Genomic DNA, 22,561 nt, shown 5'->3' with positions numbered 1-22,561 from the left:
TGGGTTACAGCGGACGACCGATGGCGTTGCAGACGCTGGTGTTGCCGATGCCTTGAGCGTTGGAAGCTGTGGCGAAGGTGTCACGCACGGCTTTTTTCCAGTTGGCTGGCAGCGGTACGAAGCGGTTGTTGCTGATGGCGGTGTCGTTGTTACCGAAAGCACCGTAGTGACGAGCGAAGAAGCTGCGCACTTGGGTGGTCTGGGTAGCGTCGGCGTAGCACTGGCTGAAGATCAGGTTAGTGAAGCCCAGGATCGGGTAGCCGCTGGAGGGGTAAGCGAAGGTGGCTGGGCCGCTTGCAGTGGCAGCAAACACCGGCACCCAGTTGTCCGGGTTGGTAGCGTCGATGAACGAGCCATCAGCGCGGGCTTCGGTTGGCGCTGGAACCAGGCCGATTGCAGCCGAGACGTTGGCAGGTGCAGGGGAAACACCGCCAACCTTGGCGACTTTGGTGGCGTCATCCAGACCGGCCAGGGTGGTCGCCGCGTAATCCGGGCTCATGTAGGTGATACGGCCTTCAACGGCGTTCAATGCATCCATCACGCCCTGGCTGCCAGTGGCGGCCACCGCCGTCGATGGCAGACCACCGCCGTAGCTTGAAGAGAAGGTGGTGGTCACAGCGAAAGGTTGGGCTTCGGTGCATTTGGCATTCAGGAAGCGTGTGAACAGTTCAGTGGTGCCGCTGGACTCGCTGCGATACACCAGGGCAATCGGGCCAGTGCGGCCGGAGTTGGTGATCTGGTTCCAAGTGGTCAAACGACCGGAGAACACACCACACAGTTGGTCAACGCTCAGGTCAACCGCGTTGGTGCCTGCCTTGTTGAACGGAATGGCAACCGAAGTGGCTACCGAAGGCACCTGGATCAGCTTGCCCCAGGCAGGTTGCTTGGTGGACGCATAGGTCGACAGCTCAGTGGCGCTCAGCTTCGAGTCGCTGCCAGCCCAGTGCACGTTCTTGTTGGTCACGCCAGCCACGAACTTGGTGTAGTCATTGTTCAGGAACGCCGATTTGCCGTTGCCGCTGCCCACACCGATGTACGGAGCGAAGCCAGTGGTGAGTACGCCAGCGGTTTGATACAGCGGCTGTGGCAGAGTCGCGCCGCCGCCGTTGATGTCTGCCATTGCAGCCTGGGCCGAGCACAGTGCGGCGAGGGTCACGGATACCGCGAGAACGTTGCGCTTAAACATGAAGAATCTCCTTTCGTCGTGTTTGTACGTTTGGGGTAGAGGGCTCTTGCATGACGCCATGGCTTCGGTCCCGAGCCTGAACTACCTGGGGTAGCTACGGGGGTGGCCAGGGGTAAAACCATGGGAGAGAAAGTCGCAGTTTCCGATGACGGTTATGGGAAAAAACCTCGGGAGGAACGCCTTGATTTTTAAAAAGATTCTCGGGTGTTTTGGTCACGGTTTCGAGCGGTTTGGGCGCAGGTGACAGCGAGGTTTCAGCAGGCGTGGCTGGAGCCCGCGCAGGGTGTGAAAATGTGACGCTACAAGGCACCCGAGGTCGGTCGGGTGAGCTAGGTGACCAGCTGGTTTATTTCAATGATCGGCAACAGCACCGCCATGACGATCACCAACACCACGGCGCCCATTACCACAATCATTAACGGCTCCAGCAACGCGGTCATGCCCATGGCCCGGCGCTCGATATCCCGCGACAGGGTCTGCGCCGCACGCTCCAGCATCGGCGGCAACGCGCCGGTCTTTTCACCGCTGGCGATCAGGTGGATCAACACCGGCGGGAACACCTTTTCCACCGCCAGCGCTGGGGCCAGGTTGACGCCTTCGCGCACCTTGGCGGTGGCGTCGTTGACACATTGGCTCAGGCGATCATTGGACAGGGTCTGCCGCGCCGCTTCCAGGGCGCGCAACAGCGGCACCCCGGCACCGCCGAGAATCGCCAGGGTCGAGGCGAACCGCGCAGTGTTCAGGCCCAGCACGAAACGCCCGATCAGCGGCAAGCGCAACACCCGGCTATGCCAACTCAAACGTGCCACCGGGTTGCGCAAATACAGGCGCCAGCTCCAGAAACCACCGACCATCCCGGCAAAACACAACCCACCCCAGGCGCGGACGAAATCGCTGGCATTGAGCATCGCCAGGGTCAACCCGGGCAAATCCTGGCGCGCCTGGGAGAACGCACTGACCACCTGCGGCACCACATAGCTCAACAGGAAAATCACAATGCCAATGGACACCAACCCCACCACGCCAGGATAGATAAACGCGGTGAGGATCTTGCCGCGCAGGTTGTTGCGTTCTTCGATGTAGTCGGCCAGGCGTTCCATCACCTGGGCCAGGTCGCCGGACTCCTCCCCCGCCGCAATCAGCGCGCGATAAATCGACGGAAAATCCCGTGGCCGCGCCGCCAACGCATCCGCCAGGCGCATGCCACCGCGCACATCGGCGCGCACCGCGCTCAAGGTCTGGGCGATATGTTTTTTCTCGGCCTGCTCCACCGTGGCACTCAACGCGGCTTCCAACGGCAGGCTCGCGCCCAACAGGCTTGCGAGTTGCCGCGTGGCCCAGGCCAGGTCGTTGTCCGACAGCTTGGCAGTGAACAGGCTGCTGCCGGCCGCGGCTTGCTGATTACCCTCGATCTGCACCAGCAACGCCGTCAAGCCTCGGCTACGCAAGTTGGCAAACGCCGCGCTCTGGCTGTCGGCCTCCACATGCCCGGCCTCGACGTTGCCGTTGGCATCGGCGGCCTCATAGCGATAGCGATTCATCAGGCGTCCCGTGTCACACGCAGGATTTCTTCCGGCGCGGTGGCGCCGCTGTGCACCCAGCGCTCGCCGTCTTCACGCATGCTGAACATCCCGGCGCGACGGGCGGCCAGGCGCAGGTCCTGCTCGTTGGCGCCCTGGTGGATCAGGCTGCGTACATCGTCGTCGACGCAGAACAACTCATGGATCCCGGTACGGCCGCTATAGCCGATCTGGTTGCACTGTGCGCAGCCCACAGGGCGCCAAGTACCGGGAGCGGACGGGTCTTCCTGCTTGCAGTGCGGGCACAGGCGCCGCACCAGGCGCTGGGCCAACACGCCGAGCAACGATGACGCCAACAGGAACGGTTCGACACCCATATCAATCAGCCGGTTGACCGCCGACACCGCATCGTTGGTGTGCAAGGTCGCCAGCACCAAGTGACCTGTGAGTGATGCCTGCACAGCGATTTGTGCGGTCTCCAGGTCACGGATTTCGCCGATCATGATGATGTCCGGGTCCTGGCGCAGGATCGCCCGCAGGGCCAGGCCGAAGGTCATGTCGATCTTGGCGTTGACCTGGATCTGGCTGATACCCGGCAGGTCGTACTCCACCGGGTCTTCCACGGTAAGGATATTGCTGGTGCTCGCGTCCAGCCGCGCCAGGGCGGCATACAGGCTGGTGGTCTTGCCGCTGCCGGTGGGGCCGGTGACCAGCACGATGCCGTGGGGTTGGCGGATCAGCGTATCCAGGCGTGCCAGCAATTGCGGCGCCATGCCCAGGGTCTCCAATTGCAGGCGCCCGGCTTGTTTGTCCAGCAGGCGCATGACGACTCTTTCGCCATGGCCGGTGGGCACCGTGGACACCCGAATGTCGATGGGCCGCCCGGCCACGCGCAGGGCAATACGACCGTCTTGGGGCAGGCGTTTTTCGGCAATATCGAGCTGGGCCATGATCTTGATCCGTGACACGAGCGCGCCATGCAACGCCTTGCGTGGCGACACCACGTCACGCAGGGTGCCGTCGACGCGGTAGCGCACTACGGAGTGGGTTTCGTAGGGTTCGATGTGGATGTCGCTGGCCTCGTCGCGGGCGGCCTGGGTGAGCAAGGCGTTGATCATGCGGATGACTGGCGCGCCGTCCTGGGTGTCGAGCAGGTCGGTGATCTCGGGCATATCTTGCATCAGGCGGTCGAGGTCTACCTCGTTTTCAGCCGCGCCGACGACGGCGGCGGCGCTACCAGTGTCGGCGTAGGCACTGGTGAGCAGGCCGTCGAGTTCGTCATCGCGTACTTGTTCGAGGTGGGTTTGGCCGAATTGGCGGTGGACTTCGCTGATCGACCAGCCGGGGGTTGAGGGGCAAACCGTCAGTAGCATGCCTTGGTCGCCGGGGCGCAGGAGGATGCGTTGGGATTTGGCCCAGGCGTACGGCAATAGGCTCATTGGGTTTGCCCTTTGGAGGGGTGTACATATCCGTTGCTGCGGTAACGGCGGCTTAGGGTTCCGCCCTCACGGCGGGTCACTGTGGAAAAGCCCCACAGTAAGCAAAGGGCTCCTGCTCCAACACTCGGCACCTCGCCTAGACTCGATGTGCCCGTAACCCCTGCCGAATTCCGGCCAGCGTGTTTGACGGTGCGCCTAAAATCAAAAGCAGTTTTTTGTGTACCGCAGATTGCTTTTCTGTGGGAGCTGGCTTGCCTGCGATGCAGGCACCTCGGTCCATCAGAAACACCGCGTTGATGCCATCGCAGGCAAGCCAGCGCCCACCTCGCAGCAACGCATATGTACCCGGCGCTCACTGCGGCACCGCCCTTATCACCGCCCGAGGCCCCTGCTGCCCAGGAATCGCCTTCTCCACCGAAGGCAACTGCGGCGCCTGCACATCCGGCATCGCCCAACTATGCTCCGGCTGCAACGCACCCTGCGCCCGGCGCATAAACTCATACCGGTTCAACGTAATACTGCGCCCCGCCCCACTGTCCCGAATAATGTAAGGCCGCAAAAACACCATCAGGTTGGTCTTGCTCACACTGCGCTTCTCATTACGAAACAACGCCCCCAACCCCGGAATATCCGATAACCACGGCACCGCGTCATTACTCTGGCTATACCCATCCTGCAGCAACCCGCCAAGCACCATGATCTGCCCGTCATCCAACAAAATACTGGTATCGATAGCGCGCTTATTGGTCACCGTCCCCGCCGTTACCGAAGCCCGCTCATCCACGGTGCTGACCTCCTGGTAAATATCCAGCTTCACCGTACCGCCCTCGGAAATCTGCGGCCGCACATTCAACTTGAGCCCCACCTCTTCACGTTGCACGGTCTGGAACGGGTTGTTGCTCGTGCCCCCGCCGCCGGTCACATAACTGCCGGTGACGAACGGAATCGTCTGCCCTACAAAAATGCTTGCGGCCTCGTTATCCAGGGTCAGCAGGTTGGGCGTGGACAGCACGTTGGTACCGCCCTTGCTCTTCAACGCGCGGGCCAACACCTTGAGGTCGAGCACCTTGCCGATGCCGGGAATATCCACGGTGCCATCGACCAGGCCCACGTTCAGGCCCTTGGGCAGTACGTCGATGCTGGTCTTGCTGGTAGGTGTGCTGTTCACACCGCTGCCCCCCAGGTTGACGCCGCCAAACCCTCCCTTGCCACCGAGGTTGCCGGCCTGCCATTGCACGCCGAACTCGGTGGCATCGTCTTCGCCGACCTCCACGATCAAGCTTTCGATCACCACCTGGGCGCGGCGCTGATCGAGCATGTCGATCACTTCGCGCAGGTTGCGGTACAACGGGTCCGGCGCGGAGATCAGCAGGGTGTTGGTGGTGGCGTCGGCCTGGATTGTCACGCCACCGGCACTGAACGAAGTGTCCTGATCCTGGGAGGTACCACTGGTGCCCGTCGTCGAACCGGTGGACTGGCCATAACCCGACTGCACGCCACTGCCGGTGGGCGTGCCGCTGCTGTTTTGCGCATTGCTCGTACCTTCGGTGTTTTTGCCATTGCCGCCCATGGCACTGAGCTTGCCACGGGCATCGTCGCTGACGCCGGAATCGCTTTCACCGGTCAGCAACCCACGCAGCGACTGGGCCAACTTGCCCGCCTGAGCGTTGCGCAGGTACACCACGTGCATGTTGCTCGGATTGCTCTGGGCGTTGTCGAGTTTGTAGATCAGGTTGCGCGCGAGCTCGGTGCGCTCCGGGCTGCCGGAGCGGATGATGATCGAATTGGAACGTGGGTCGCCGATCACGTTGATCTTCTGGGTCTGGTCGGCGCCCTGGGTCTCCAGCAGCTCGGAGACCATGGCGGCGATGTCCACGGCGATGCCGTTCTGCACCCTCACCACATCGGTGTCGATGGCGCTGGGGGTGTCGATGCCGTTGATGATCTGCGCGACACGTGCGAGGTTTTCCGCGTAATCGGTGATGACAATGCTGTTATTGCCGGGGTAGGCATTGATCGGGTTGTTCGGCGACACGATGGGACGCAGCACCGGGATCAGGTTGACTGCGTTTTCATATTGCAGGCGGAAGGTACGCGTCTGCATGCCGCTGCTGCCGGCCGTGTAGATCGGCCCGCCGAGCAGCTTGGCATCGGCCTCAGGCACCACCTGGGCGACGCCCCCCACATCGACCACGCTGAAGCCCTGCATGCGCAGCGCCGCCAGCAGCATGTCATAGGCCTGATGCGCCGGTACCTGGCCTTCGCTGACCAGGGTGAGATTACCCTTCACGCGAGGGTCCACCAAAAATTGCTGGCCGGTGGCACGGGACAGTGCGCGCACCACCGCCTGGATATCCGCGTCGACAAAGTTGAGCTGTACGGGCTGGTCACCCAGCGGGTTGCGTGCCTTGACCACCGCTGGGGCGTGGCCACGTGCGCTGTTGGTGACTCGGTGTTGTACGGGAGGTTTAGGTGCAGGTTCACTCTGGCGATCCAGCACGGTCTCGCCACTACGACGCGTGTCGGCCAGGGGTTGGCCGAGTTCACTGTCCACCAGCAAGGGTGCAGTTGACGGATTGCTGCACGCACTCAACGCCAGTACCAGCAGGGGTGCAACCATACGGAAAGGCGGGACTGACCACTTCATGAAGCTTCCTTAGCGCCAAGCGCCTGATCCATGCGAACGGTCCCGGACACAGTGCCGGCCGAGTTATCGACGGTATCGACGGCACGCTGCAAACGCGCCTCGGACACCTCCAGGGAAAACGAACGGGCATTGCCCAGCAGCCAACCCAGCACCGCCTCGGCCGGGGCGTTGTCGAAGGTCAGGCGCCAACCGCCGGGTTCCAGCGCCTGCAACTGGTAATGGCCGTGCAAGCCGGCGTTGTCCAGGGCTTGACGCAGCGCGGTTTCGTCGCCCTGCCTCGGCGCGGCGACGTCCTGCAACAACACCTGCAAGGCTTCGGCCTGAGCACGTAGCTTGGGGATTTCGGCCTGCCAGTAATCGATCTTCTTCAACGCCGGCTGCACCAGCACCAGCCAGGTCAGCAGGCTCGCCAGGACCAGGCCGGCGCCGCCGAGCAGGCGTTTCTCGCGCAGGGCCAGGCCGCTCCAGAACACTTGGGCCTGGCCGCGCAGTCGCTGCACGTTACTCATCGCCGGCACCTACGGGTTGCTCCGCAGCCTGCGCCGGGCCAAGGGTCCAGGCATGGCCATCGCGGCTGGCAGTGAAGCCGGCCTGGGCCAGTGCGGCCTGCCATTCACCCTCGGCCGTCGGGTTACGACTGTCGGCGAGCAATTCCACGTGCAAACGGCCCTGTTCAAAGCTCAGGTTGTCGACACTGCCCACCATGAACGGCAGGTTGCTGCCAGCCAGTTGCAACAGGCTGGTGAAGCGTTGGCCTGGATCGGCGGCAGCGCCGGTCTGGCGGGCGGCCACCTGTTGTCGGGCTTGTTGCAAAGGGTTGAGCACCACCGGCAATTGTGGAAATGCCTGGCGCACCTGCTGGCTCATCAAGGCCTTGAGTCGCTGGCCTTCCTCCACCTGACGTGCGGCGTACAGGTTGAGGCCGAGGGTCCAAAGGGCGGTGGCGAACGCAACACAGGCGAGCGCCCTGCCCCATCCAACGGTCGAGGGTTGCCGCAGACGCCCGTGCAAGCCCCAATGGGGAACACCCCCACTCCAACGCTGCGCCGCGTCTACCAGTTGCACATCCAGCGCCTGCAAGCCGAGCGGATGCACCGCGCCTTGTTGCAGGCTGTCGCGCGTCAACAGATAGCCGTCATCCAGCGCCGCGGCGCCCACCGGCAAGGCGAAGGGTGCCGGGTACAGGCCGCGCAGCTTGAGTGGCAGCTGCGCGAGCCGCTCCAACCCGACCTTGGGCACCCAGGCGACCTGCACACGCCCATCGCTTTCGCGCGGGCCGTGAGCCACCTGCATCTGTTCCATTGGTCCCAAGATCAACGCCTGCGCAGCGCAGGCCACGGCGGCTGCGGTTTTCGCGGCGGGCAGCGGCGGCAACTCCAGGCTGGTGAGCAGGCTGTCGCGAGGGTGTAGAAAACACTCTACTGCCTGACGGTTCCTACCCACCTGCGCCAAGCTTTCATAACCCTCTTCAATCACCACACCACGGTCCAGCCAGGCAAATTTGACCTGGCTCTCAGCGGTCAATTGATCAAGCGGCGGCAAGCCTATGCGCAAGCGTTTCATACGCCCACCCGCGACCAGATCACCCGAGGCTCGCGGTCTTCGGGGCGATGCAACAACGCATCAACCGTCACCCGCCGCTGCTCACGGCGAGCCTGGCCCTGCAGGCGAAACCACTCACTGGTAATGCCCACCTGCACCGCGTCCACCGCCACCTGCGGCAAGCGCAGGCGATTGACGAAATCCCCCCGGTTGATAAACCAATGCCCGCTGTCACGCTCGGCCACCAGCCCATGGGCCTGGGACAGGCTGAGCTGCGGCACCACCGCACTGAGTACTTCGGCGCTGGCGGTGTTGCCGTTGACCCAGGTAGGACCGGGCAACACGCTGATATAGGCCTGCATGCGCTGCAACACGTTGGGGTCGAGGCCTTCGATCCCGCTCAAGTCATCCAGGCTGCGCAGCATCGGGTATTTGGCGGGCGGTTCATAGGAGGCGATCACCCGCTGGCTGATACGCCGGCTCACCGCCGGATCGACACCTATCAGTCGGCACAGTCGCTCAAAACTCTGCAATTGCTCGCTGTCCACCTGCTGGCGATTGACCAGATTGCGCAGGTTGAACTTGCCCTGCTCGTCCACAATCCGCCCCTCAAATGCGCCACCCTGGGCACGCGCCCAGGGTTGATCGAGGCGGGTCAGCACGTCCTTCTGGCGCGCGTCCCAGAGCATCTGGCGGCTGCGTTCAAGGCCACCCTGCAACAGCCACTGGCCCTGGATACGCAACTGCTCGGCTTCCAGGCTGCGGGTGAACACGGTCTGGCGCGTGAGCATGGCACCGGCCAGCACCGCCACCACCGCGGCGATCAGCAAGGCGCTGATTATCGCCATGCCGCGCTGCTTCGCCGCTGGGGGCGAATACCGTTTCATGGCCGGCCTTACAACTGCCAGGAGCCGATATCGGCATTTACGCCATCGCCATCCGGCTGGCCGTCGGCGCCCAGCGAGAACACATCCACTTCGCCGTTGGCGCCTGGGTTAAGGTAATGATAGGGCTTGCCCCAAGGGTCGTTGGGCAAGCGCTCCAAGTAAGCGCGCCAGTTGCTGTTTTTCGCATCCGCCGGGCGCTCCACCAAGACTTTCAACCCCTGGTTCATGCTCGGATAAGTGCCGTGGTCCAGGCGATAGAGCTTCAACGCCTGCATCAACCCGCCGATATCCTGTTTCGCTGCGGTGGCCCGTGCCTGGTCCGGCCGATCAAGCACCTTGGGCACCACCATTGCCGCGAGGATTCCGAGGATGACCACCACCACCATGATCTCGATCAAGGTAAAGCCACGCTGCCCGCGAGGGCCTGGCAATGGGGACGTTAGGCGCGCGATATCCATCTCGACATTCCTTGGCTTGAGTGCAATTCGTGGCGCAGTGTTGCAAGAACACATGTCAGTCGTATTGAAAATCCTCGGGAGTTTCGGTCGCCAATCGGTCAACTGCCGGCGCTAGTCTGCGGGCCTGTTTCCCGGCTTTGAGAGCGCCATGTACGGCCGTCGCAAGGAGCAAGGTTTTACCCTGATTGAAGTGCTGGTGGCGCTGGCGATCATCGCCGTGGCCATGGCCGCCGCCGTGCGCGTGGCGGGGCTGATGACCCAGAGCAACGGCTTGTTGCGCGACAAATCCATCGCGTTGCTGGCGGCGCAGAGTCGCCTGGCGGAACTGCGCCTGGAGGGGCACCTGCGCAGCGGCAAGTGGACCTTCGAGTGCGACCAGGGCCGCTTGAAACTGCGTTGTGAGCAGAGCATCAACGCCGATGGCCGCCTGTTTCAAGTCAACCTGCAGGTGCTCGACGCCCGCCGCGAAGCGCCGCCCCTGGCCCGCCTGGACACCCAGGTCATGGCCGAGTGAGGCGCGGCAACGCGGGCCCCTCCGGCAACGTGTCGAGGTTGACGTGCAGCTTCTCGCCACCGCGCTCGATCTCCACACCGTCGCCTCTGATGGCCGTCAGCCGTACGCCTGGGCTGAGGCGTTCACCCAGCAGAAAGCTGCGCGGCGGGCCGTCATTCAGGCTGAGGATCGCCACCGCACCCCGAGCACCAGCCAGCACGCCAGTGACTTTGACCTGCAGCGCCGTCGGCGTATTGGAAAACCATTGCAACGCCGGGTTATCGCTGCGTGCCGCCAATGCCTGGGGGGTCGCTTGGGGCGTGTGGGATTCGGCGCTGGTGAGGAGCAGCGGCGTCCAGACCGCCACACCCGCCAAGGCGGCCAACACACCCAGCGCCTGCACGCCATGAGCCAGGGTGAAACGATGGGCGAATGTCATCGGAGGGACCTCCTGTTTGTCCGTGGCACCAGCCTACAGGTCAATTCGCACGCTTTTATTTCACAGACTCGCCAGTTCTCCAGGAAGCCCGTGATGAAACAGCAAGGTTTTACCCTGATCGAGTTGATGGTGGTACTGGTGATTATCGGCATCGCCAGCGCCGCCATCAGCCTCACGATCAAACCTGACCCACTGCACCTGCTGCGCAAGGACGCCGAGCGCCTGAGCCAACTGCTGCAAGTGGCCCAGGCCGAAGCCCACGCCGATGGTCGCCCCATCACCTGGCGCGCCGACGCCAAGGGCTTTCGCTTCAACCGTCGCAGTGATGATGGGGTGCATGTGGAATCCTTCCAGGGCGACAGTCAACTGCGCCCGCGCCTCTGGGAAAGCACACCGATGCAGATCAACATCGAACCGCGCCAGACCCTGGTACTGAATGCCGAATGGATCAGCCCGCCGCTGCGGGTAGTGCTCTCCGATGGGCAACACAGTCTCAGCCTGCAACGCGACGCCGCCGGTTTGATGCGCGTGGAGCGCCTGCCATGAATCAGTCCCAGCAGGGCTTCACGCTGATAGAAGTGATGGTGGCGATCATGCTCATGGCATTGGTCAGCTTGATCGCCTGGCGCGGCCTGGACAGCGTTACCCGCGCCGATCAGCACTTGCAGGCCAGTACGGAACAGACCGAGGTGCTGCTGAGGGCATTGAACCAGATGCAGCGGGACATCAGTTTACGGGCCAGTGTCGAACTCACCCTCCCCAGCGCGCCGGAAGACGGGGCGGCTAAAACCGAGGGGCTGGCGGCAGTCACGGTGCGCAGTTCCGACAGTAAGGGTTTTCGACTGGACGTGATCCGCAGCGCCCCGGTCGCAGGCGATGGGCTGCAACGGGTGCGGTGGTGGCTCAAGGGCGATTCGCTGTATCGGGCAGCGGCCCCAGCGCGGGACCGCTTTCCTCTGCCGGCGGCAAAGGATGGGGTGGTGGTGTTAACCGGCGTCAGTGATTTGCAGGTGCGGGTTTGGGAAGCCGATAAGGGGTGGCGACAGTTGAGCGGTAACCGTCGCGAGGATCCACTGGGATTGGAGATCAGCCTGGTGCGACAGACGCCGCAGGGGGTGGAACGGTATCGACAGGTGGTGGGGCCGTTGAACTAACTCAACAACACCACCCCACCCGGCAATTCCGTACACTTGGCGCCATACGCATCGCGAATCAACAACGCCACCCCGGCCAGCTGTTGCAGGCTGAACCGCGCCTGCACGCGGCGCTGGCCCAGCTCGTTGTTCAGCAACACAAGCATCCCCGGCCGGTAGCGATTGATCTCATCCACCACCGTCGCCAGCGTGGCGTTGTTGAACACCAGCACCTGCTCACGCCAGGCCACCACTGCCTGGGTATCCACCGTGATCACTTCACTGACCCCGGCGCTGCCATAGGTCAGTTGTCGACCACTGCCCAGGCTCACACTGTTGCCGGCAACGTCCACCGACAGCGAACCCTCGATACAGGTGACACAGACCGTGTGATCGGTATGACGCACATTGAACCGCGCCTGCGCCGCACTCACCCAGCCTTCGCCGGCCTGGACCTTGAGCGGTTGTGCAACGTGGGTAACCACCTCGACTTCACCTTCGAGCAATTCAATGCCCTGCCCCACCCGACTGATGCGGGTCTGGGTATTGAGTTCCAGGCTGATCCCTTCGCTCAACACCACTTGGCGTTGCTCGCCGACTTCGGTGCGGTAGTCCGTCGTAAGCCCGGCAAAGCCACCGGGTACGCCGACGCGCACCATCACCACGGCCGCCGATGCGGCGATCGCACCGCCCAGGAAGGCGCGACGACCAAAGCTGCGCGGTGGCGAGACGTGCTCCAGAGCCGGGGCCAATTGCTGCCACAGCGCCTTGGCCTGCTCGAATGCCTGGGCATGTTCCGGGCTCTGCGCGCACCAGGCTTTGAGCGCCTTGGCATCGGCCACGGTGGCACGCCCCGAGGTCAACAGGACCAGCCACTCGCGGGCTTCATCGTGCAGGGGGCTGGCGGCGGATGGCCGGGCGGTGGAGAGGTTAAAAATATTCAAGCGCGCACGTACTCACGGATTTATCAGGGACTCGACACTAAGACGGTTTTCCGGCACCGGGACCGAACCGCTGAATCACTTTTCTTTCCAGGCGCTTGGCACAGTGGCCCAGGGCGGCCTTGATTTCCTTCTCGACCATACGCGTGGAAATGCCAAAACGCTGGGAGATTTCCAGGTGCGGCGCCTCTTCCAGGCGGGCGGCGATGAGGATTTTGCGGCGGCGTGCCGGCAGTTCATACAGCGCCTTGACCAGGGATTGGATTTCTTTCTGGCCGCCCACCACGCGTGACGGGTCCTGGGCTTCGTCGGCGCTTTGCAGCAGTTCTTCGACCTCGCTGCCAGTGAGCAAACGCGCGTCGGCCTGGCGGCGGTCGGCGGCGATGTTCAAGGCCATGCGGTACAGGTACGCGTTGGGTTGCGCCAGGTTTGGCGGCACTTCCATACGATCGACCCGCAGGTAGGTCTCGTGCAATACGTCATTGGCCAGGTCCTCCGAGCCCAGGCGCTTGCGCAAACGCACCTTGAAGTCTTCGTAGGACGCCAGGAACAAGCTGACCATCGTACTGTGCCCGGTGTCTTTCATCCGCCCCAGGCTCCTTTTGCTGCTGTGCATTCCATGCGCGTTCCTGTTGTGTCAGGCATCAAAAGTAAAGTCACCGGTTGGCGCAGCGAGCTGGGTGCCGGGCGTTCGACCCGGGCCGCACTCAGGCTGCGCACCAGTGCTTCATCGCGTTGTTCATCGCCGGAGGAACTGACCAGCCGACTGTGTTCGATCACTCCGTCCGGGTTGACCCAGACCTGCACCAGCGCACGAAAACTGCCGGGCCGGGTCAGCGGCGAACGGCACAAGCTGGTCTCAATGGCTTGCTGTAACGCCGACGCGTAGCTGTTGTTGATCCGCGCGGCGCTGCGTGCCGCCGCACCACGTGAAGTGGTCGGCGGGCTGACTTGCGGTGCCTGCAAGGTAAACGCATCGCTGCGTGCATAACGTGCCATCAGGCCACTCCCTGTCAGCAACATCGCCAATGCCTCTTGCGCGGTAAAGCGCCCGCGCACCCCGATGGAACGCCGGCCCCGCGTCAACTCACGGTCCACCAGCACTGCCATCCCGGTGGCGCGGCTGTAGGCTTGCAGTGCGTGTTCCAGGTCTTGCGCCGGCAGATTCAACGACAGCAGCGGTGACTCTGCCTGCGCCGGACGACCGCCGGCCAGCAGCAACAGCAAGACCAGGGCGCACGCGACGCGCCTCCAGCCCCCCTGTTCACCCCCTGCTTTGCATCGCTGCACGGCCGACGCGCCCTAGAAAACCGTCATCCTGAGGCCAGTTTATGAATCTGATGTTACGGTGATAGCAAAAAAAACATCACGGTGATGAGAAGCCTGCTGCACTACACTTTGCAGCCTTATCGGCCCACTCCTTCGGGCCCGCCAGGAGGCCCTGATGAAAGCGTTACCGTCCCTTGTCAGCCTGTTGCTGTGCGCCGCTCTGCCCTTGCTCGCCCATGCCGACAATTGCGCAGAGGTCACGGTGGATGGCTATAAGGCGCCCGACTATGGCTGCCTTAGCCAACAGATGGGTAATGACACGAATGCCACAAAGGCGACGCAGAAAAACCGCGAGACGCAGAATATTTCCATCGAGAAGCGCCCGCCCAATAAGGTCGGTTTAGCCACCCCGGCGGCGACCAGCGTGCGTATGGGCAACACGTTCGGTACGTCGGTGAAGCCGCAGCGGCCTTGAGCCGTGAGTAGACATATAAAAAATATGGGAGGGAGCTTGCTCGCGAATGCGGTGGGTCAGTTACACATACGTTAACTGACACCCACCCTTCGCGAGCAAGCCCGCTCCCACCTTTGGACACGCAGTGTGTATCAGGCCGCGTGGCTTTCCTTCTTCAAGCTGTCCATATCAATCACAAACCGATACTTCACATCGCCCTTGAGCATCCGCTCATACGCCTCGTTGATGCCCTGGATGTCGATCATTTCGATGTCCGAGACAATCCCGTGCCTGGCGCAAAAGTCCAGCATGTCCTGGGTTTCCTGGATGCCGCCAATCAGCGACCCGGCCAGGCTGCGGCGCTTGAAGATCAGGTTGAACACCGTCGGCGACGTGGTGAACAGCGTGACGTGCGCGCCCATCGCATGGGCGATCTTCACGGCCATATGCCCAAGCCCACCAAGGCCTACCACCCCGACCTTTTTGCCGGGGCCGACCTTCCAGTGATGCAACGGCGAATAGGTGGTGATACCCGCGCACAGCAACGGCGCCACGGCGGCCAGGTTGGAATCATCGTGGGAGATGCGCAGCACGAACTTCTCCTTGACCACGATGCTGTCCGAATAGCCGCCAAAGGTATTTTCACCGCCGAACACCGGGCCGTTGTAGGTGCCGGTAAAGCCGTTCTCGCAGTATTGCTCCTCGCCCTCGGCGCAGGACGCGCAGTGCTGGCAGCTGTCGACCATGCAGCCGACACCGGCCAAATCACCGACTTTGAACATGCTGACATCGGTGCCCACCGCCGTGACACGGCCGACGATTTCATGGCCGGGCACAGAGGGGTACAGGGTGTTGTTCCATTCGTTGCGGGCGGTGTGCAGATCGGAGTGGCACACGCCGCAATAGAGAATATCGATTTGTACGTCATCCGCCCCCGGCGCACGGCGCTCGAAGGTAAAGGGCTTGAGGGAATCCTTGGCGTTCTGGGCGGCGTAGCTGTAAGTCTTGGCCATTACGTTCACCTGTGTAATCGGATGCTTGAAGTCAGATGACTAGCATAGACGCTGAATCGTTCAATCAAGCACGCCTGTACAATTCGCACCGCCGCCTCGTCCCTAAGCTCATGGCTTCGATCCGATAGACAGTGCTGGAGAGTGGGCATGTGTAAACGAGTGATGAAGGTTTCCCTGGCACTGACGCTGCTGGCCGGCCAAATGATGGGCAGTGCGTTCGCGGCAACGCCCGCAGTGGCCGTGGCACCGCAATACGACACCAGCCATGTTTACGTAGCACCGGCCGATGTCGACCGTTTTGCCCAGAGTTTCCTGGCCACCTTCGGCGGCAAAAGCACCCCCCAGGTGGTAGTAAATGTACTGCCGGTGCCGAGCAGCACCACCTCGCAATTGCTGCAAACCCCGGCGGGCACGGTGTCGTTGTTTGGTTTCACTACGCCGATCCCGCACCCGTTCGGCCAGGAGCGCAACGGTTACCTGGTCAAGGACATGGACCTGGCACTCAAGGCGGCCCGGGAAAACGGTGCGGCGGTGATCGTCAGCGACTTCCCGGATCCGATCGGGCGTGACGCGGTGGTGCAGTGGCCAGGCGGCGTGAACATGCAGCTCTACTGGCACACCAAGACCCCGGATTACGCCGCGTTCCAGACCGTGCCGGAAAACCGCGTGTACCTCAGCCCCGACCGTGCCGACAGCTTTATCAAGTCGTTCCTGGGCTTCTCCCACGGCAAAGTCCTGGCCGATGACAAACACGCGCGTGGCGTGGATATCGGTCAAGCCAGCGGCAGCTATCGTCGTGTCGACATCGAGTCGCCGTTCGGGCGCATGGCAGTGCTGGTCACCAACGGCCAACTGCCCTATCCGTTCGGCCATGAAACCACCGGCTATCAAGTGGCTGACCTGACGGCCACCTTGGGCAAGGCCACCGGCTCCGGCGCCAAAGTGGTGGTGCCCGCCTTCGACAGTAAAGACCGTCGCAGTGCGTTGGTCGAGTTCCCGGGCGGTTACGTCGCCGAGATCCATCAACTCAACGCGGCAAAATGACCCGTCGCACAGGCTGGGGCCTGGCCGTGCTGTGGCCGCTGCTCGCCGGCAGCGTCCACGCCGATGAGCAAGCGACACGCCCGGCCATCAAGGCCAATCGCTGGCAGGAAGACTGGTCGGTACTGCAAAACCCGGCGCTGCGCACGCAACCGCTGGACAGCTTGAAGTACATCCCGTTGTCAGGTGCCAACCCGTTTACCTACCTGTCTCTGGGCGCGACCCTGCGCGAGCGCTTCGAGATGAACGATGCCAGTGGTTTCGGCGTGCGCGATGTGAAGCGTGATCGCTACCTGATCCAACGCTTCCAGGTGCATGCCGACCTGCATCTGAACGAAAACTGGCGAGTGTTCACCCAGCTCGAAGATGTGCGTGCGTATGACAAGACGACGATCGGCGGCGCCGACCAGAATCGCGTCGACCTGCGCCTGGCCTTTGCCGAGTACGTCAATGCCTTCAGCAGCGGCATGCTGAAGGCACGTGTCGGGCGTCAGGATTTCGCCTTCGACCTGCAGCGCTTCATCTCATCGCGGGACGGCCCGAATGTGCGGCAATCCTTCGACGCGCTGTGGGCCGACTGGGAGACATCCAACTGGCGCTTTATCGGGATTGCCAGCCAGCCGGTGCAGTATCAGGACGGGCGGCATTTCGACGACAAGTCCAACAGCGACGCGCGCTTCCACATGGTGCGGGTCGAGCGCCTGGTGGGCGGCAAGAACGAGTTGTCGGCCTACTACGGCGTGTATGAACGCAGCGCGGCGCATTACCTGGACGCAGACGGCGACGAAACCCGCCACCTGTTCGACGCACGCCTGGGTGGCGCGGCCATGGGCTTTGACTGGGACGTCGAAGCGATGCTGCAAAGTGGTTCGGTGGGCAACAAGGATATCCGCGCCTGGGCCGGTGGCAGTCGCACCGGCTATACCTTCGACAGCCTGGCCTGGAAACCGCGCCTGGGCCTGCAACTGGACATCGCCTCGGGCGACCGTAAGACCGGGGATGGCACTGTCGGTACGTTCAACCCGCTGTTCCCCAACGGCTACTACTTTTCCCTGGCGGGCTACACGGGCTACAGCAACCTGATTCACGTCAAGCCGTCGATCACCGTCAAGCCGATCGACAAGCTCAGCGTGCAAACCGCCATCGGCCTGCTCTGGCGCCAAACCACCAGCGATGCGGTGTACACCCAGCCCAACTTGCCGGTGGCCGGCACCGCAGGCCAGGGTGATCGCTGGACCGGTGCCTACGCGCAATTGCGCACCGACTATGTGTTCAGCCCCAACCTCACCGGCGCCGTCGAGGCCGTGCACTACGACGTCGGCCAGACCCTGCGTGATGCCGGTGGTGATGACAGCAATTACCTGGGGGTCGAGCTGAAATTCAGCTGGTAGGCCCAACCAAGCACACCCGTACAAGCCCCGCGTACGGTTTACACCAATAGTGACGCTGAGCTTTTCTCGCTACCCAAGGAGTTTTCCATGAGCACTTTTGTTGCCAAAGACGGTACCCAGATCTACTTCAAGGACTGGGGCAGCGGTAAGCCCGTGCTGTTCAGCCACGGCTGGCCACTGGACGCCGACATGTGGGAATACCAGATGGAATACCTCAGCAGCCGTGGCTTTCGCACCATCGCGTTCGACCGCCGTGGCTTCGGCCGCTCTGACCAGCCGTGGACCGGTAACGACTACAACACCTTCGCCGACGATATCGCGCAGTTGATCGAACACCTGGACCTCAAGGACGTGACCCTGGTGGGCTTCTCCATGGGCGGCGGCGACGTGGCGCGTTATATCGCGCGCCACGGCAGTGCTCGCGTTGCCGGCCTGGTGCTGCTGGGTGCGGTCACGCCGATCTTCGGCCAGAAACCAGACTACCCGCAAGGCGTGCCCAAAGACGTGTTCGACGGCATCAAGGCCGGCCTGCTGAAGGACCGCGCGCAATTTATCAGCGATTTCAACACACCGTTCTTCGGCATCAACAAGGGCCAGACGGTCTCTGAAGGCGTACTGACCCAAACGCTGCAAATCGCGATGCTGGCGTCCCTCAAATCGACCGTGGATTGCGTCACCGCCTTCTCCGAGACCGACTTCCGCCCGGACATGGCCAAGATCGACGTACCGACCCTGGTCATCCACGGGGACGGCGACCAGATCGTACCGTTCGAGACCACCGGCAAAGTCGCCGCGGCCTCGATCAAAGGCGCCGAACTGAAAGTCTACAAAGAGGCGCCACACGGATTCGCCGTGACCCATGCCCAGGCCTTGAATGAAGACCTGCTGGCGTTCCTGAACCGCTGAAATACCTGTACCACCCTCTCCTTATTTCGGCCGGGCTTGCCCGGCCTTTTTTTGCTCAAGAGAAACGTTGGCTCAGTACCAGCCGCCCCGGCCCGGCAATCAGTACACTGGTGAAGATGATCAACAACAGCCAGCCGAATTGCCCCTCAAACAACGTCCACTCCGGGTGCACCACCAGCATGGCGATCAACAGCACCGCCAGGATCGGCAGGCACGCCAGGCGCACCAACACCCCCGCAACGATCAACAAAGGGCACAGCACTTCGGCGAAAATCGCCAGCAACAGCGTGACGTGCGCCCCCAAGTGAAACGGGTCTTCGATCACCTTCAGCTGTTCGCTGTAGTTCAACACCTTGGGCAAACCGTGTACCCAAAGCAGGAACAGCGCCCCGCTGCCCCGCAGAAACAACAGCCCAATATCCTGAGTTTTTGATTCGTTCATAAGCGACCTGCCTGGGTGAACACCGCCGGCACCTGCGCGACGGTGATATCGGAGGCGATTGTGGGCCCGCCACACCACAGGAAATTGCAAGCCTGTGCTGACTACTCCCCCGTGCCCGCAAATGCCGCGACAATTTCATCGATCACCACCCGCACCCGTGCGGTATGGCGCAGGTCGGCGTGGGTCACCAGCCACACGTCATACGGCAAGGGCCGCGTGCGCTCGGGCCACAGACGCACCAGCCCATCACGTTCGCCGGTGTACACCGGGATCTCGCCGACGCCGATGCCGGCCGCAATGGAGCGGCGCACCAGCAGGCTGGAACTCAAGGCCGCGACAATGCGTCCGCGCCCCGGGGGCTCAGCGACCAGGGTCATGTCCTTCTGGCTTTGCAGGTAGGGTTGGTAGACGACCAGGTCATGGCCTTCGAACAGGCTTCCCTGCTCCGGCACGCCGTGGCGGTCGATGTAGTCCTGAGAGGCAAACAGCCCTACCGGCCAGCGTGCAATGCGCCGGGCGATCAGGTCGGGGTTGTCCGGGCGGGTGTTGCGCACGGCGATATCGGCTTCGCGCTTGGCCAGGCTGAGGATCTGGGTGGAGGCATCCAGTTGCACGCGCACGTCGGGGTGTTTGTCGTGCAGGCGTGCAATCGACGGAATCAGGAAGTCGATGGCCAGGGAGTCGGTGGTGCTGACCCGCACGGTGCCGGTCAGGCGGTCATCCAGGCCCTGGATCTGGCGCTCCAGGTCGAGGGCTGAGCGTTCCATTTTCTCCACCGAGAGCAACGCGGCTTCGCCTACTGCCGTGAGTGCGTAACCTTCGGACGTGCGCAGAAACAAGGTGGCGCTCAAGGACTTTTCCAGCGCGTTGACCCGCCGACCCACCGTGGCCTGATCCACGCCCAACACCCGTGCGGCGCCGCGCAGTGTGGATTCGCGGCAGACCGCCAGAAAGACCCGTGCATCATCCCAATTCATGCTTGCTCCTCGTGATGCATATATGCATCGGTGTGCCGTTTAATCGCAGCATTATTGCATCAGAAAACCCGGATATGCTGGGCGCCAGAGAAAAATACCCGGGACCGCCATCATGCTCGACACACACGCCCCACCCCGCAGCTCAGTCTGGCTGCCCATCTTCGCCGGCCTCTGCGCCAGCCTGGTCAGTATCGGCCTGGCGCGGTTCGCCTATACGCCGTTGATCCCGACCTTGATCCAGGCGCAGTGGTTTTCCGCCAATGATGTGGTCTACCTCGGCGCCGCCAACCTGGTGGGTTACCTGATCGGCGCGCTGATCGGCCGCCCCATCGCCCAGCGCACCTCGAACAAGACCGCGCTGCGCATGATGATGGTGGCGGTGACCCTGGCGTTCTTCGCCTGTGGCTTCCCGTTGTCGGTGGTGTGGTTCTTCGCCTGGCGGCTGCTGTCGGGGATTGCCGGTGGCGCGATCATGGTGTTGGTGGCGGCGACCGTGTTGCCCCACGTACCGGCGGCACGCCGTGGCTTGGCCAGCGGCGCGATCTTCCTCGGTATCGGCCTGGGCATTGCTGGCTCCGGCACCCTCGTACCGCCCTTGTTGAACCTGGGTTTGCAACAGACCTGGTTTGGCCTGGGCCTATTGGCGCTGGTGTTGACGGGCGCCAGCTGGTTCGCCTGGCCCACCGGCACACTGCATGAAGCAGCGGCCCCCACGGGCACTTCAGCGCAGACACCCTCCGGCGTGTACCTGCTGTTTGCCCAGTACGCCTTCATGGCGGCGGGCCTGGTGCCGGCGATGGTGTTCCTGGTCGACTACGTGGCCCGAGGCCTGGGTGACGGTGCGCATATCGGCGCGATGATCTGGGTAATGTACGGCCTGGGCGCGATTGTAGGGCCGGTGACCTACGGGTTCCTCGCCGACAAACTCGGTGCCCGCTTGAGTATCCGCGTGGTGCTGGTGGTGCAGGCGATTGCGGTCGGCCTGTTGCCGTTTACCGGCTCCTTTACCGCCCTGGCGGTGCTCGCGGTGGTCCTCGGTTCCTTCCCGCCAGGTATCGTGCCGCTGGCACTGGCGCGGGTGCATGAACTGCTGCCCAACCATCATCAGCAACACGTGGCGTGGAGCCGCGCCACGGTGTCCTTCGCGACGTTCCAGGCGCTGTCCGGGTTTGCCTACTCGGCGCTGTTCAACAGCAGCGGCGGCCAGCATGCGCTGTTGTTCATGATCGCTGCCGGGGCCATTGTGGTCGCATTGGCACTGGAACTCGGCATGATTGTGCTGAACCGTCGGCCGCTCGACACGGTCCCAACCCATACGCTCATCGCTGCAGGTAATCTGAAATGACGCTTCCTCAAGAAATGACCCTGATCGAAATCACCACCCCCGGCGGGCCTGAGGTGCTGCAACCACGCCACGCCGAGGTGCCTGTCGCAGGCCCCGGCGAGATCCTGATCCGCGTGCATGCCGCCGGGGTCAACCGGCCTGACGCCCTGCAACGCGCCGGCAAGTACCCGATGAAACCGGGCTTCAGTCCGATTCCAGGGTTGGAAGTAGCCGGTGAAGTCGTGGCGCTGGGCGAAGGCGTGAGCGAATACCAGTTGGGCGACAAAGTCTGTGCTCTGACCAATGGCGGTGGCTACGCGCAGTTTTGCAGCGTGCCGGCCAGTCAGGCCCTGCCCATTCCTGAAGGCATGGATTGGATTCAAGCTGCTGCGGTACCGGAAACGTTCTTCACCGTATGGGCCAACCTGTTCGGCCTCGGCGATGCGCACACCGGCCAGCGCGTGCTGATCCATGGCGGCACCAGCGGTATCGGCACCACCGCACTGATGCTGTGCCGCGAGTTCGGCATCCAGGCCTTCGCCACCGCTGGCAGCGCCGATAAGTGTGCAGCGATTGCCAAGCTGGGCGCCGAGCCCATCAATTATCGCGAGCAGGATTTTGCCGACGTCATTGCGCAGCAGACCGACAATCAGGGCGTCGATGTGATCCTCGACATCATGGGCGCCTCGTACTTCAACAACAACCTCAAGGCCCTGGCCATGGACGGTCACCTGGTGATGCTGGGGTTCCTGGGAGGCGGCAAGGCCAATGATGTCGACCTGCTGAGCATCCTCGCCAAACGTGCGGTGATTACCGGCTCACTCCTGCGGGCACGCAGCAAAGACGAAAAAGCCGCCATCGCCGAGCAACTGCGCGAATACATCTGGCCGGTGCTGGCCGCCGGGCGTTGCTTGCCGATTATCGACAAGGTGTACGCCTACACCGACGCCGCCCAGGCCCATGCACGGATGGAGGGTGGGGATCATATTGGGAAGATTGTGTTGCGGGTGGAGTAACGCTGATCGTGGCCTTGTGAAGATCCAGTGTGGGAGCAGGCAA

At 62.8% G+C, this 22,561-nt stretch carries 24 protein-coding genes; 9 read left to right on the top strand and 15 right to left on the bottom strand.

Going from position 1 to position 22,561, the window contains the following annotated elements:
- Positions 1 to 4 precede the first annotated feature (4 nt).
- The 8 genes from PF1751_RS10765 to gspG form a co-directional block, all read right to left on the bottom strand.
- A complete protein-coding gene (locus PF1751_RS10765) occupies positions 5 to 1,186 on the bottom strand; it encodes a substrate-binding domain-containing protein (protein WP_010211146.1) in 1,182 nt (393 codons plus the stop codon).
- A gap of 329 nt (positions 1,187 to 1,515) precedes the next feature.
- Positions 1,516 to 2,727: a type II secretion system inner membrane protein GspF gene (gene gspF / locus PF1751_RS10760; protein ID WP_010211147.1), complete on the bottom strand. Its 1,212-nt coding sequence runs from the start codon at positions 2,725 to 2,727 to the stop codon at positions 1,516 to 1,518.
- Positions 2,727 to 4,145: a type II secretion system ATPase GspE gene (gspE, locus tag PF1751_RS10755; protein ID WP_010211148.1), complete on the bottom strand. Its 1,419-nt coding sequence runs from the start codon at positions 4,143 to 4,145 to the stop codon at positions 2,727 to 2,729. The genes gspF and gspE overlap by 1 nt, the downstream gene beginning before the upstream one ends.
- Before the next feature lie 352 nt (positions 4,146 to 4,497).
- The gene (gene gspD, locus PF1751_RS10750) at positions 4,498 to 6,792 is read right to left on the bottom strand and encodes a type II secretion system secretin GspD (RefSeq protein WP_031291465.1); all 2,295 of its coding nucleotides are present in this window, start codon (positions 6,790 to 6,792) and stop codon (positions 4,498 to 4,500) included.
- Positions 6,789 to 7,301: a type II secretion system protein GspM gene (gene gspM / locus PF1751_RS10745; protein WP_021493313.1), complete on the bottom strand. Its 513-nt coding sequence runs from the start codon at positions 7,299 to 7,301 to the stop codon at positions 6,789 to 6,791. The genes gspD and gspM overlap by 4 nt, the downstream gene beginning before the upstream one ends.
- Positions 7,294 to 8,355, bottom strand: coding sequence for a type II secretion system protein GspL (gene gspL / locus PF1751_RS10740; RefSeq protein WP_021493314.1), 1,062 nt, complete (start codon positions 8,353 to 8,355; stop codon positions 7,294 to 7,296). The genes gspM and gspL overlap by 8 nt, the downstream gene beginning before the upstream one ends.
- On the bottom strand, positions 8,352 to 9,221 hold the full coding sequence (gspK, locus tag PF1751_RS10735) for a type II secretion system minor pseudopilin GspK (RefSeq protein ID WP_021493315.1): 870 nt from the start codon (positions 9,219 to 9,221) through the stop codon (positions 8,352 to 8,354). Before gspK ends, gspL begins: the two co-directional genes overlap by 4 nt.
- 8 nt (positions 9,222 to 9,229) lie before the next feature.
- Positions 9,230 to 9,679 carry a type II secretion system major pseudopilin GspG gene (gspG, locus tag PF1751_RS10730; RefSeq protein WP_010211155.1) on the bottom strand — a complete coding sequence of 150 codons (450 nt, stop codon included), beginning with the start codon at positions 9,677 to 9,679 and terminating at the stop codon, positions 9,230 to 9,232.
- Between the two features lie 148 nt (positions 9,680 to 9,827).
- Here gspG and gspI point away from each other — a divergent pair, with 148 nt between their 5' ends.
- A complete protein-coding gene (gene gspI, locus PF1751_RS10725; protein ID WP_010211156.1) occupies positions 9,828 to 10,193 on the top strand; it encodes a type II secretion system minor pseudopilin GspI in 366 nt (121 codons plus the stop codon).
- Here gspI and PF1751_RS10720 read toward each other — a convergent pair.
- Positions 10,180 to 10,611 carry a type II secretion system protein N gene (locus PF1751_RS10720; protein WP_010211157.1) on the bottom strand — a complete coding sequence of 144 codons (432 nt, stop codon included), beginning with the start codon at positions 10,609 to 10,611 and terminating at the stop codon, positions 10,180 to 10,182. The genes gspI and PF1751_RS10720 overlap by 14 nt on opposite strands.
- 93 nt (positions 10,612 to 10,704) lie before the next feature.
- Here PF1751_RS10720 and gspH point away from each other — a divergent pair, with 93 nt between their 5' ends.
- Entirely contained in the window at positions 10,705 to 11,157 is a 453-nt protein-coding gene (gene gspH / locus PF1751_RS10715; protein WP_010211158.1) for a type II secretion system minor pseudopilin GspH, read from the top strand.
- Positions 11,154 to 11,765 carry a type II secretion system protein GspJ gene (locus PF1751_RS10710; RefSeq protein ID WP_010211159.1) on the top strand — a complete coding sequence of 204 codons (612 nt, stop codon included), beginning with the start codon at positions 11,154 to 11,156 and terminating at the stop codon, positions 11,763 to 11,765. Before gspH ends, PF1751_RS10710 begins: the two co-directional genes overlap by 4 nt.
- On the opposite strand, the gene PF1751_RS10705 is transcribed toward PF1751_RS10710, so the two are convergent.
- From PF1751_RS10705 to PF1751_RS10695, 3 genes are read right to left on the bottom strand one after another with little or no spacing between them, the layout of a single operon-like run.
- Complete coding sequence (locus tag PF1751_RS10705) at positions 11,762 to 12,688, bottom strand: FecR family protein (protein WP_044286995.1); 927 nt, start codon at positions 12,686 to 12,688, stop codon at positions 11,762 to 11,764. The genes PF1751_RS10710 and PF1751_RS10705 overlap by 4 nt on opposite strands.
- A 37-nt stretch (positions 12,689 to 12,725) precedes the next feature.
- A complete protein-coding gene (locus tag PF1751_RS10700; RefSeq protein WP_010211161.1) occupies positions 12,726 to 13,271 on the bottom strand; it encodes an RNA polymerase sigma factor in 546 nt (181 codons plus the stop codon).
- Positions 13,268 to 13,912 carry a TonB family protein gene (locus tag PF1751_RS10695; RefSeq protein ID WP_010211162.1) on the bottom strand — a complete coding sequence of 215 codons (645 nt, stop codon included), beginning with the start codon at positions 13,910 to 13,912 and terminating at the stop codon, positions 13,268 to 13,270. The genes PF1751_RS10700 and PF1751_RS10695 overlap by 4 nt, the downstream gene beginning before the upstream one ends.
- Positions 13,913 to 14,129: 217 nt before the next feature.
- Between PF1751_RS10695 and PF1751_RS10690 the strand changes: the two genes are divergently transcribed.
- Entirely contained in the window at positions 14,130 to 14,429 is a 300-nt protein-coding gene (locus tag PF1751_RS10690; RefSeq protein ID WP_021493317.1) for a hypothetical protein, read from the top strand.
- Positions 14,430 to 14,560: 131 nt separating this feature from the next.
- On the opposite strand, the gene PF1751_RS10685 is transcribed toward PF1751_RS10690, so the two are convergent.
- Positions 14,561 to 15,421, bottom strand: coding sequence for an NAD(P)-dependent alcohol dehydrogenase (locus PF1751_RS10685; protein ID WP_044286994.1), 861 nt, complete (start codon positions 15,419 to 15,421; stop codon positions 14,561 to 14,563).
- 147 nt (positions 15,422 to 15,568) lie between these two features.
- On the opposite strand from PF1751_RS10685, the gene PF1751_RS10680 reads away from it, so the two are divergent.
- From PF1751_RS10680 to PF1751_RS10670, 3 genes are all read left to right on the top strand, one after another.
- Positions 15,569 to 16,465 carry a VOC family protein gene (locus tag PF1751_RS10680; protein ID WP_029529174.1) on the top strand — a complete coding sequence of 299 codons (897 nt, stop codon included), beginning with the start codon at positions 15,569 to 15,571 and terminating at the stop codon, positions 16,463 to 16,465.
- Entirely contained in the window at positions 16,462 to 17,853 is a 1,392-nt protein-coding gene (locus tag PF1751_RS10675) for an alginate export family protein (RefSeq protein WP_044286993.1), read from the top strand. The genes PF1751_RS10680 and PF1751_RS10675 overlap by 4 nt, the downstream gene beginning before the upstream one ends.
- Before the next feature lie 87 nt (positions 17,854 to 17,940).
- Positions 17,941 to 18,759 carry an alpha/beta fold hydrolase gene (locus PF1751_RS10670; protein WP_010211168.1) on the top strand — a complete coding sequence of 273 codons (819 nt, stop codon included), beginning with the start codon at positions 17,941 to 17,943 and terminating at the stop codon, positions 18,757 to 18,759.
- 55 nt (positions 18,760 to 18,814) lie between these two features.
- Here PF1751_RS10670 and PF1751_RS10665 read toward each other — a convergent pair whose 3' ends face one another.
- Entirely contained in the window at positions 18,815 to 19,201 is a 387-nt protein-coding gene (locus PF1751_RS10665; protein ID WP_044286992.1) for a DoxX family protein, read from the bottom strand.
- 101 nt (positions 19,202 to 19,302) lie between these two features.
- Positions 19,303 to 20,178 carry a LysR family transcriptional regulator gene (locus PF1751_RS10660; RefSeq protein ID WP_010211170.1) on the bottom strand — a complete coding sequence of 292 codons (876 nt, stop codon included), beginning with the start codon at positions 20,176 to 20,178 and terminating at the stop codon, positions 19,303 to 19,305.
- Positions 20,179 to 20,290: 112 nt separating this feature from the next.
- Here PF1751_RS10660 and PF1751_RS10655 point away from each other — a divergent pair, with 112 nt between their 5' ends.
- The gene (locus PF1751_RS10655; protein WP_044286991.1) at positions 20,291 to 21,523 is read left to right on the top strand and encodes a YbfB/YjiJ family MFS transporter; all 1,233 of its coding nucleotides are present in this window, start codon (positions 20,291 to 20,293) and stop codon (positions 21,521 to 21,523) included.
- Positions 21,520 to 22,518: an NAD(P)H-quinone oxidoreductase gene (locus PF1751_RS10650; RefSeq protein ID WP_021493320.1), complete on the top strand. Its 999-nt coding sequence runs from the start codon at positions 21,520 to 21,522 to the stop codon at positions 22,516 to 22,518. The genes PF1751_RS10655 and PF1751_RS10650 overlap by 4 nt, the downstream gene beginning before the upstream one ends.
- The last annotated feature ends 43 nt before the right edge of the window (positions 22,519 to 22,561 follow it).

The organism is Pseudomonas simiae (assembly GCF_000934565.1).
Lineage (GTDB): Bacteria > Pseudomonadota > Gammaproteobacteria > Pseudomonadales > Pseudomonadaceae > Aquipseudomonas > Aquipseudomonas simiae.
This window is presented reverse-complemented; position numbering and strand designations above follow the sequence as displayed.

What these genes read in the sequence shown, in the direction of transcription:
- PF1751_RS10765 (WP_010211146.1), bottom strand. Translation starts at nt 1,186, where the DNA reads ATGTTTAAGCGCAACGTTCTCGCGGTATCCGTGACCCTCGCCGCACTG.
- gspF (WP_010211147.1), bottom strand. Translation starts at nt 2,727, where the DNA reads ATGAATCGCTATCGCTATGAGGCCGCCGATGCCAACGGCAACGTCGAG.
- gspE (WP_010211148.1), bottom strand. Translation starts at nt 4,145, where the DNA reads ATGAGCCTATTGCCGTACGCCTGGGCCAAATCCCAACGCATCCTCCTG.
- gspD (WP_031291465.1), bottom strand. Translation starts at nt 6,792, where the DNA reads ATGAAGTGGTCAGTCCCGCCTTTCCGTATGGTTGCACCCCTGCTGGTA.
- gspM (WP_021493313.1), bottom strand. Translation starts at nt 7,301, where the DNA reads ATGAGTAACGTGCAGCGACTGCGCGGCCAGGCCCAAGTGTTCTGGAGC.
- gspL (WP_021493314.1), bottom strand. Translation starts at nt 8,355, where the DNA reads ATGAAACGCTTGCGCATAGGCTTGCCGCCGCTTGATCAATTGACCGCT.
- gspK (WP_021493315.1), bottom strand. Translation starts at nt 9,221, where the DNA reads ATGAAACGGTATTCGCCCCCAGCGGCGAAGCAGCGCGGCATGGCGATA.
- gspG (WP_010211155.1), bottom strand. Translation starts at nt 9,679, where the DNA reads ATGGATATCGCGCGCCTAACGTCCCCATTGCCAGGCCCTCGCGGGCAG.
- gspI (WP_010211156.1), top strand. Translation starts at nt 9,828, where the DNA reads ATGTACGGCCGTCGCAAGGAGCAAGGTTTTACCCTGATTGAAGTGCTG.
- PF1751_RS10720 (WP_010211157.1), bottom strand. Translation starts at nt 10,611, where the DNA reads ATGACATTCGCCCATCGTTTCACCCTGGCTCATGGCGTGCAGGCGCTG.
- gspH (WP_010211158.1), top strand. Translation starts at nt 10,705, where the DNA reads ATGAAACAGCAAGGTTTTACCCTGATCGAGTTGATGGTGGTACTGGTG.
- PF1751_RS10710 (WP_010211159.1), top strand. Translation starts at nt 11,154, where the DNA reads ATGAATCAGTCCCAGCAGGGCTTCACGCTGATAGAAGTGATGGTGGCG.
- PF1751_RS10700 (WP_010211161.1), bottom strand. Translation starts at nt 13,271, where the DNA reads ATGAAAGACACCGGGCACAGTACGATGGTCAGCTTGTTCCTGGCGTCC.
- PF1751_RS10690 (WP_021493317.1), top strand. Translation starts at nt 14,130, where the DNA reads ATGAAAGCGTTACCGTCCCTTGTCAGCCTGTTGCTGTGCGCCGCTCTG.
- PF1751_RS10685 (WP_044286994.1), bottom strand. Translation starts at nt 15,421, where the DNA reads ATGGCCAAGACTTACAGCTACGCCGCCCAGAACGCCAAGGATTCCCTC.
- PF1751_RS10680 (WP_029529174.1), top strand. Translation starts at nt 15,569, where the DNA reads ATGTGTAAACGAGTGATGAAGGTTTCCCTGGCACTGACGCTGCTGGCC.
- PF1751_RS10675 (WP_044286993.1), top strand. Translation starts at nt 16,462, where the DNA reads ATGACCCGTCGCACAGGCTGGGGCCTGGCCGTGCTGTGGCCGCTGCTC.
- PF1751_RS10670 (WP_010211168.1), top strand. Translation starts at nt 17,941, where the DNA reads ATGAGCACTTTTGTTGCCAAAGACGGTACCCAGATCTACTTCAAGGAC.
- PF1751_RS10665 (WP_044286992.1), bottom strand. Translation starts at nt 19,201, where the DNA reads ATGAACGAATCAAAAACTCAGGATATTGGGCTGTTGTTTCTGCGGGGC.
- PF1751_RS10660 (WP_010211170.1), bottom strand. Translation starts at nt 20,178, where the DNA reads ATGAATTGGGATGATGCACGGGTCTTTCTGGCGGTCTGCCGCGAATCC.
- PF1751_RS10655 (WP_044286991.1), top strand. Translation starts at nt 20,291, where the DNA reads ATGCTCGACACACACGCCCCACCCCGCAGCTCAGTCTGGCTGCCCATC.
- PF1751_RS10650 (WP_021493320.1), top strand. Translation starts at nt 21,520, where the DNA reads ATGACGCTTCCTCAAGAAATGACCCTGATCGAAATCACCACCCCCGGC.